At 71.0% G+C, this 7799-nt stretch carries 6 protein-coding genes and 1 pseudogene; all 7 read right to left on the bottom strand.

Annotated features, from left to right (window positions below; all coding sequences use genetic code 11):
* Positions 1-78: 78 nt before the first annotated feature.
* Positions 79-1779 (bottom strand): proline--tRNA ligase, encoded by a 1701-nt coding sequence (locus tag ACFUJR_RS20395; RefSeq protein WP_383177854.1) that lies wholly within the window; start codon positions 1777-1779, stop codon positions 79-81.
* A 272-nt stretch (positions 1780-2051) separates the two neighbouring features.
* The gene (locus ACFUJR_RS20390) at positions 2052-2597 is read right to left on the bottom strand and encodes a GNAT family N-acetyltransferase (RefSeq protein ID WP_383177857.1); all 546 of its coding nucleotides are present in this window, start codon (positions 2595-2597) and stop codon (positions 2052-2054) included.
* A gap of 21 nt (positions 2598-2618) precedes the next feature.
* On the bottom strand, positions 2619-3464 hold the full coding sequence (locus tag ACFUJR_RS20385) for a GNAT family N-acetyltransferase (RefSeq protein ID WP_383177859.1): 846 nt from the start codon (positions 3462-3464) through the stop codon (positions 2619-2621).
* A gap of 266 nt (positions 3465-3730) precedes the next feature.
* On the bottom strand, positions 3731-4888 hold the full coding sequence (ispG, locus tag ACFUJR_RS20380) for a flavodoxin-dependent (E)-4-hydroxy-3-methylbut-2-enyl-diphosphate synthase (protein ID WP_383177862.1): 1158 nt from the start codon (positions 4886-4888) through the stop codon (positions 3731-3733).
* Positions 4889-4989: 101 nt separating this feature from the next.
* On the bottom strand, positions 4990-6294 hold the full coding sequence (locus ACFUJR_RS20375; RefSeq protein WP_383177864.1) for a M50 family metallopeptidase: 1305 nt from the start codon (positions 6292-6294) through the stop codon (positions 4990-4992).
* Positions 6291-7553 (bottom strand): 1-deoxy-D-xylulose-5-phosphate reductoisomerase, encoded by a 1263-nt coding sequence (gene dxr, locus ACFUJR_RS20370; protein ID WP_383450607.1) that lies wholly within the window; start codon positions 7551-7553, stop codon positions 6291-6293. The genes ACFUJR_RS20375 and dxr overlap by 4 nt, the downstream gene beginning before the upstream one ends.
* Positions 7554-7587: 34 nt before the next feature.
* Positions 7588-7799, bottom strand: a pseudogene (locus ACFUJR_RS20365) (3-phosphoshikimate 1-carboxyvinyltransferase); the annotation flags it as partial.

Raw genomic sequence — 7799 nt, 5'->3', positions numbered from 1 at the left:
GAGGGAAGAGGCAGGGGAGGGGTCGAGCGCATTGCCCTAGACGAGTAGGGCCTACGCCCTGGGCCCGCGCAGGGCGTGCTACGCGCTCAGGCGGGCGATGGCCTCCGCCACCGGGAGCTCCTCGCGCTCACCCGTGCGGCGGTCCTTCAGCTCCACGACGCCCTCTGCCGAGCGACGGCCGGCGACCAGGATCTTCGGGACGCCGATCAGCTCCGCGTCGGTGAACTTGACGCCCGGGGAGACGCCCGCGCGGTCGTCGACCAGGACCCGCAGGCCCGCGGCCCTGAGCTGCTCGGAGACCTCGAGCGCCAGCTCGGTCTGGACGGCCTTGCCCGCGGCGACCACGTGGACGTCGGCAGGGGCGACCTCGGCCGGCCAGCACAGGCCCTTGTCGTCGGCGCTCTGCTCGGCCAGCGCCGCCACGGCGCGCGAGACGCCGATGCCGTACGAGCCCATGGTGACGCGGACCGGCTTGCCGTTCTGGCCGAGGACGTCGAGCTTGAGGGCGTCGGCGTACTTGCGGCCGAGCTGGAAGATGTGGCCGATCTCGATGGCGCGGTCCAGCTTCAGGCCGGCGCCGCACGTGGGGCACGGGTCGCCCTCCTGGACGACGACGACGTCGACGTACCGGTCGACCTCGAAGTCACGCCCCGCGACGACGTTCTTCGCGTGCATGCCCTCCTTGTTGGCGCCCGTGATCCACGCGGTGCCGGGGGCCACGCGCGGGTCGGCGATGTACGTGACCTTCTCCAGGCCCTGCGGGCCGACGTAGCCGCGTACGAGGTCCGCGCGCTCGGTGAAGTCGGCCTCGGTGACCATCTCGACGGCCGCCGGGGCGAAGTGCTCCTCGACCTTGCCCAGGTCGACCTCGCGGTCGCCGGGCACGCCCACGGCGATGATCTCGCCGTCGACCTTCACCAGGAGGTTCTTGAGCGTGGCGGAGGCCGGGACGCCGAGAGAGGCGGCGAGGGTCTCGATGGTCGGGGTGTCGGGGGTGGGGATCTCCTCGGCGGCGGGGACGGCGGAGCCGTCGACCGGCTGGAGCTCGTAGGAGATCGCCTCGGTGTTGGCGGCGAAGTCGCAGTTCGGGCAGTCGGCGAAGGTGTCCTCGCCGGCCTCGGCCGGGGCGAGGAACTCCTCGGACTTCGAGCCGCCCATGGCGCCGGCGGTGGCGGCGACGATGCGGTAGTCGAGGCCGAGGCGCTCGAAGATGCGACGGTAGGCCTCGCGGTGCAGGGCGTAGGACCGGGTGAGGCCCTCGTCCTCCGTGTCGAAGGAGTACGAGTCCTTCATCTGGAACTCGCGGCCGCGCAGGATGCCGGCGCGCGGACGGGCCTCGTCGCGGAACTTCGTCTGGATCTGGTACAGGATGACGGGCAGGTCCTTGTAGGACGAGCACTGGTCCTTCACCAGGAGGGTGAAGATCTCCTCGTGGGTCGGGCCGAGGAGGTAGTCGCCGCCCTTGCGGTCGTTCAGACGGAAGAGCTCCTGGCCGTACTCGTCCCAGCGGCCGGTCGCCTCGTAGGGCTCGCGCGGCAGGAGCGCGGGAAGGAGGACCTCCTGCGCGCCGATGGCGTCCATCTCCTCACGGACGATCCGCTCGACGTTGGAGAAGACCTTCTTGCCGAGGGGCAGCCAGCTCCAGATGCCGGCGGCCGTGCGGCGGACGTAGCCGGCCCGGACGAGGAGCTTGTGGCTGAGGACCTCGGCGTCCGCCGGGTCGTCGCGCAGCGTCTTCGCCATCAACTGGGACATGCGCTGGACCGGTGCGTTGGCCATGGTTCTCGTACTCCTGCCGGGTAAGGGTGGTGGCTAGGGGTGCCCGGCGGATCAGGCCGGATCGGACGCGGCGTCTGGCGCATGAGGTCTCCCCATGCCCTCAGGGCATGGGGGACGCATCGCAAGGCGCCGGAGCGCCTGGACAGCGGAGCCGTTCAGGCGCTTCGGCGACGCGGCGAGGTGCCGTGCCGGACGTCGTGGCCCCGGCCATGGTCCGCCGGACACCCCCTAGGAGGTTAGCCGGGCGGCCCGCGCGGGTGGAAATCAGTAAGTCAGTTCCGGCGCGGGAGCGGTAGCGGGGCGCCCATCACGGCGTACGGGCGGGGGGCGCTGGGGAAGTGGACCATGCGGGCCAGGTCGACGTAGCCGAGGGAGCGGTACAGGCCGCGGGCCGGGCTCTCGGTGTCGATCGCCGAGAGGATCGAGCGCGCCAGCTTCGACTGGTCGGTGATGGTGGTGATCAGCTCCCGGCCCACGCCCCTGCCCTGATGGGCGGGGTGGACGTGGAGTTCGGTGATCACGAAGGAGCCGTCGAGCCAGTCGACGGTGCCGTTGGCGCGCAGGTACGGCTCCACCACCCCTGACCACCAGTGGGTCCGGTCGTTGGGCATGCCGTACACGAAACCGACCAGCCGTCCGGACGCGGTGGTCGCCCCGTACGCGCGGGCACCCGGGTTGAGCAGATGGCGCAGCACGATGTGGCGGCGTACGACGATCTCGTCCTCGCTCAGTCCGAAGGCCACGGCCTGTACGGCGAGGGCGTCGTCGACGCGTGCGGCGAGGTCGACAGGTCCGATCGTGACGTCTGCGTCATCCATGCGCCGCACCTTACAAGTGCCTCAGAAGAGCACGCTCATGAAGGCGCCGACCTCACGGAACCCGACGCGGCGGTACGCGGCCCTGGCGGGGGTGTTGTAGTCGTTGACGTACAGGCTGACGACCGGGGCGACGTCGGCGAGGGCGAAGCGCAGCACGGCGGCCATGCCGGTCTCGGAGAGGCCGCGGCCGCGGTACTCGGGGGCGACCCAGACGCCCTGGATCTGGCAGGCCTGGCGGGTCGCGGCGCCGATCTCCGCCTTGAAGACGACCTTGCCGTCCTCGATCCGGGCGAAGGAGCGACCCGTGCCGACGAGTTCGGCGACGCGGGCCTGGTAGAGCAGTCCGCCGTCGCCGGCCATCGGTGAGATGCCGACCTCCTCGGTGAACATGGCCACGCACGCGGGCATGATCAGTTCCAGCTCGTCCTTGCGGATGCGGCGGACGTGCGGGTCGGGCTCGACGGTGGCGGAGGGTCCTTCGGCGACCATCAGTGGCTGGTGGCCCCGGACGTCCCTGGCGGGGCCCCAGCTGGGCTCCAGGAGGCTCCAGAGCTGGGTGGTGGGCTCGGCGGGGCCGACGATGGAGGAGCAGCGGCGGCCGGTCCTGCGGGCGCGGTCGGCGAAGGCGCGGACGGCCTCGGGGGTGGCGCAGATGGGGACGAGGTTGGCGCCGGAGTAGCACAGGGAGCGCAGCCGTCCCTCGGCGTACCAGCCCCACATCTCGCCGCCGAGGCGCCAGGGGTCGAGTCCGGCGGCCTGGACGCGGGCGGTCACGAAGGCGTTCTCCACGGGGGCGCTCTCGAGGACGGCGAGCGCGGCTCCGAGGTCGGCGGGTTCGAGGACCCGGGTGGTGGTCTGCGTCAACACGAGGGGGCCTCACCATGCGGTCTGCTGATTCTCCGCACTGTACCTGGCGCGTCGAGGAGGCGGCGGGTGAGTGCACGGGCCCCGGCCCACGCCCGAGGACGGTGCGAGGGCCCCGACTGCCCCGGGTGACCGGCGAGTGAACCGGAGGGCGCGCCTGCGGAACAGCCCCGGGCGCGCACGGTCCCCGGGGAACGAGGGGGCGAGCACGCACGGGGCTGTGAGCCCGGCTCGAAGCGCCCGGAGGCGAGCGAGCCTGAGACGGGGCGTCAGACGCCGATGGCGACCGTCGGCTCGCCCGACATCACGCCGTCCTTCTCCATCTGCTCGGCGATCTTCATCGCCTCCTCGATGAGGGTCTCGACGATCTTCGACTCGGGGACGGTCTTGATGACCTCGCCCTTGACGAAGATCTGGCCCTTGCCGTTGCCGGAGGCGACGCCCAGGTCGGCCTCGCGGGCCTCGCCGGGGCCGTTGACGACGCAGCCCATGACGGCGACGCGCAGCGGGACCTCCATGCCCTCCAGGCCCGCCGTGACCTCCTCGGCCAGCTTGTACACGTCCACCTGGGCGCGGCCGCAGGACGGGCAGGAGACGATCTCCAGGCGGCGCGGCTTGAGGTTCAGCGACTCCAGGATCTGGTTGCCGACCTTGACCTCCTCGACCGGCGGGGCCGAGAGGGAGACGCGGATGGTGTCGCCGATGCCCTCGGACAGCAGCGCGCCGAAGGCGACGGCGGACTTGATGGTGCCCTGGAAGGCGGGGCCGGCCTCGGTGACGCCGAGGTGCAGCGGGTAGTCGCACTGGGCGGCCAGTTGACGGTAGGCGTTGACCATGACGACCGGGTCGTTGTGCTTGACCGAGATCTTGATGTCGCCGAAGCCGTGCTCCTCGAAGAGGGAGGCCTCCCACAGCGCGGACTCGACCAGCGCCTCGGGGGTGGCCTTGCCGTACTTCTTCAGCAGCCGGGCGTCGAGGGAGCCCGCGTTGACGCCGATACGGATCGGGGTGCCCGCGTCCTTGGCGGCGTGGGCGATCTCCTTGACCTTGTCGTCGAACTGCTTGATGTTGCCCGGGTTGACGCGGACGGCGGCGCAGCCGGCCTCGATGGCGGCGAAGACGTACTTCGGCTGGAAGTGGATGTCGGCGATCACGGGGATCTGCGACTTCTTCGCGATCGTGGCGAGCGCGTCGGCGTCGTCCTGCGTGGGGCAGGCGACCCGGACGATCTGGCAGCCGGAGGCGGTCAGCTCGGCGATCTGCTGGAGCGTGGCACCGATGTCGGACGTACGGGTCGTCGTCATCGACTGCACCGAGACGGGCGCGTCCCCGCCCACCGCGACCGACCCGACCTGGATCTGGCGGCTCTTGCGCCGCTCGGCGAGCCGGGTCGGAACGGACGGGATACCGAGAGAAATCGCGGTCATCAGCTGTACAACCCCAAGGTGTGGTTCATCGGGCTCAGGTCTTCGAGATTACCGTCCCGGGCGCGGGTGGCCGGACACCCAGGGGCCCGGCCACCGATCGGTCATGTCAGCTTCACCGGGTTGACGATGTCCGCGGCGAGGACGAGGAGGGTGAAGCAGACGAACACGCCCGCCACCACATAGGCGGCCGGCATCAGCTTGGCCACGTCGAACGGGCCCGGGTCGGGGCGCCGGAAGATCCGCGCGGTGTGACGGCGTACGGACTCCCACAGGGCGCCCGCGATGTGGCCGCCGTCGAGCGGAAGCAGCGGCAGCATGTTGAAGAGGAACAGCGACACGTTGAACATGACGAGCAGCTGGAGGAAGAAGACCAGCCGGGTCTCCGCCGGTGCCTCGATGCTCATCAGCTCGCCGCTGATCCGGGCCGCGCCGACGACGCCCACGGGTGAGTCCTGCTTGCGCTCGCCGTCGCCGAAGGTGGCGTCCCAGAGGTCCGGGATCTTGCCGGGCAGGGCGAGGACGGCCTCGAAGCCGGCCTGGAGCTGGTCGCTCATCCGGGAGGCGGACTCGCCGAAGGTGAGCGGGACGACCTCGCGGCCGGACTCGAAGCCCAGGTAGCCGGCGGAGACGTACTCGACGGGCTGGACGACGTTTCCGTCGGCGTCCTTCTTCAGGACCTTGTTCTCCAGGAGCGTCGCCTGGAGGTCCAGCTCCTCGCCGTCGCGCTGGACGGTGACGGTGGCGGGCCCGGTGGTGGCGCGGATGCGGTCGGAGAGGGTGTTCCAGTCCGTGACGCGTTCGCCGTTGAAGGCGACGATCCGGTCGCCCTTGAGGAGTCCGGCGGCCTTGGCGGGCGACGGGCGGTCGCCGGGCTTGCAGGTGTCGCGCTTCTCGCTCTGGTCGATGACGCAGTGGGTGACGCCCGCGACCTTGGTGGTCTGGGCCTCGAAACCGACGGCCATGGCGCTGCCGAAGAAGAGCAGAACGGCGAGGATCAGGTTCATGAACGGGCCGGCGAACATCACGATGACGCGCTTCCACGGCCTGCGCGTGTAGAAGAGCCGCTTCTCGTCGCCGGGCTGGAGCTCCTCGAAGGAGGCCTCCCGGGCGTCCTCGATCATGGCGCGCCAGGGCGACGTGGAGCGTGCTTCGATCCGGCCGTCCTTGCCGGGCGGGAACATGCCGATCATCCGGATGTAGCCGCCGGCCGGGATGGCCTTGATGCCGTACTCGGTCTCGCCCTTCTTCCTCGACCAGATGGTCGGGCCGAAGCCGACCATGTACTGCGGCACCCGGATGCCGAAGAGCTTGGCGGTGGAGAGGTGGCCCAGCTCGTGCCAGGCGATGGAGACGAGCAGGCCGAACGCGAACAGCGCGATGCCGAGGAGCGTCAGAAGAACGGTCATGCGCGCGCCTCCGCGGTTGCCTTCGCAGCGAGTACTGCCAGTTCCCGGGCCCGGGCCCGGGCGCAGGTCTCCGCTTCCAGGACGTCCGACACCGTCAGTGGGGTTCCCCGCTCGGGGGTGCCGTGTTCGGTGACGACTGCCGTGACCGTATCCATGATTCCGTTGAACGGCAGCTTTCCGGCGAGAAACGCCTCGACGCACTCCTCGTTCGCGGCGTTGAAGACGGCGGGCGCGGTGCCGCCCAGTTCGCCGACGTGGCGGGCGAGGCCGACGGAGGGGAAGGCCTCGGTGTCGAGCGGGAAGAACTCCCAGCTGGAGGCCTTGGTCCAGTCGAAGGCGGGGGCCGCGTCCGGGACGCGCTGGGGCCAGCCGATGCCGAGGGCGATCGGGCCACGCATGTCCGGCGGGGTGGCCTGGGCGAGCGTGGAGCCGTCCGTGAACTCGACCATCGAGTGCACGTACGACTGGGGGTGCACGACGACCTCGATGCGGTCGAAGGGGATGTCGTAGAGGAGGTGCGCCTCGATGACCTCCAGGCCCTTGTTCACCAGGGTGGCGCTGTTGACCGTGATGACCGGCCCCATCGCCCAGGTCGGGTGGGCGAGCGCGTCCTCGCGGGTGACGTGGGCCAGCTCCTCCCTGGTACGGCCGCGGAAGGGGCCGCCGGAGGCGGTGACGACGAGCTTGCGCACGTCGGCGCGGGTGCCGGCGGCGAGCGCCTGGAAGAGGGCGGCGTGCTCGGAGTCGACGGGGATGATCTGACCGGGCTTGGCCAGCGCCTTGACCAGCGGGCCGCCGACGATCAGCGACTCCTTGTTGGCGAGGGCGAGGGTGCGGCCGGCTTCGAGGGCCGCGAGCGTGGGCGCCAGACCGATGGAGCCGGTGATGCCGTTGAGGACCGTGTGGCAGGGCGAGGCGGCCAGGGCGGTGGCGGCGTCGGGCCCGACGAGGATCTCGGGGAGCGTGGCACCGGGGCCGTACAGCCCGGTCAGCGCCTCCCGCAGCGCGGGGGCCTTGTCCGCGCGGGCGACGGCGACCGCGTCGACCCCGAGCCGGTGGGCCTGCTCGGCGAGCAGTTCCACCCGGCCGCCGGAGGCGGCGAGGGCGGTGACCCGGAAGCGGTCGGGGTTGCGCAGGACCAGGTCGATGGCCTGGGTGCCGATGGACCCGGTGGAGCCGAGGACGACGATGTCCCGGCGGCCTTCGCTCGGATCGAAGACGAGGTGCGGGTCGGCGAGAGGAGAGGGGCGGTCGCTCATGCCCCCCATTCTTGCCGCAAAGACCACGCCCCCTTCACCGGGTGCGGGTGAACGCTCCGAAGACGTGGTGGAAGTCGGGGAACGTCTTCCGTACGCAGCCGGGGTCGTCGAAGGTGATGCCGGGGGTGCGCAGGGCGGTGACGGCGAAGGACATGACGATCCGGTGGTCGCCGTGGGTGGCGATCTCGGCCGGGCCGGTGGGCGTGCCGGGCAGGATCTCGATCCAGTCGTGACCGGTGGTGACGG

Origin of the sequence: Streptomyces sp. NPDC057271 (assembly GCF_042668715.1) — a bacterium.
In the GTDB taxonomy this organism is placed as follows: Bacteria; Actinomycetota; Actinomycetes; order Streptomycetales; family Streptomycetaceae; genus Streptomyces.
This window is presented reverse-complemented; position numbering and strand designations above follow the sequence as displayed.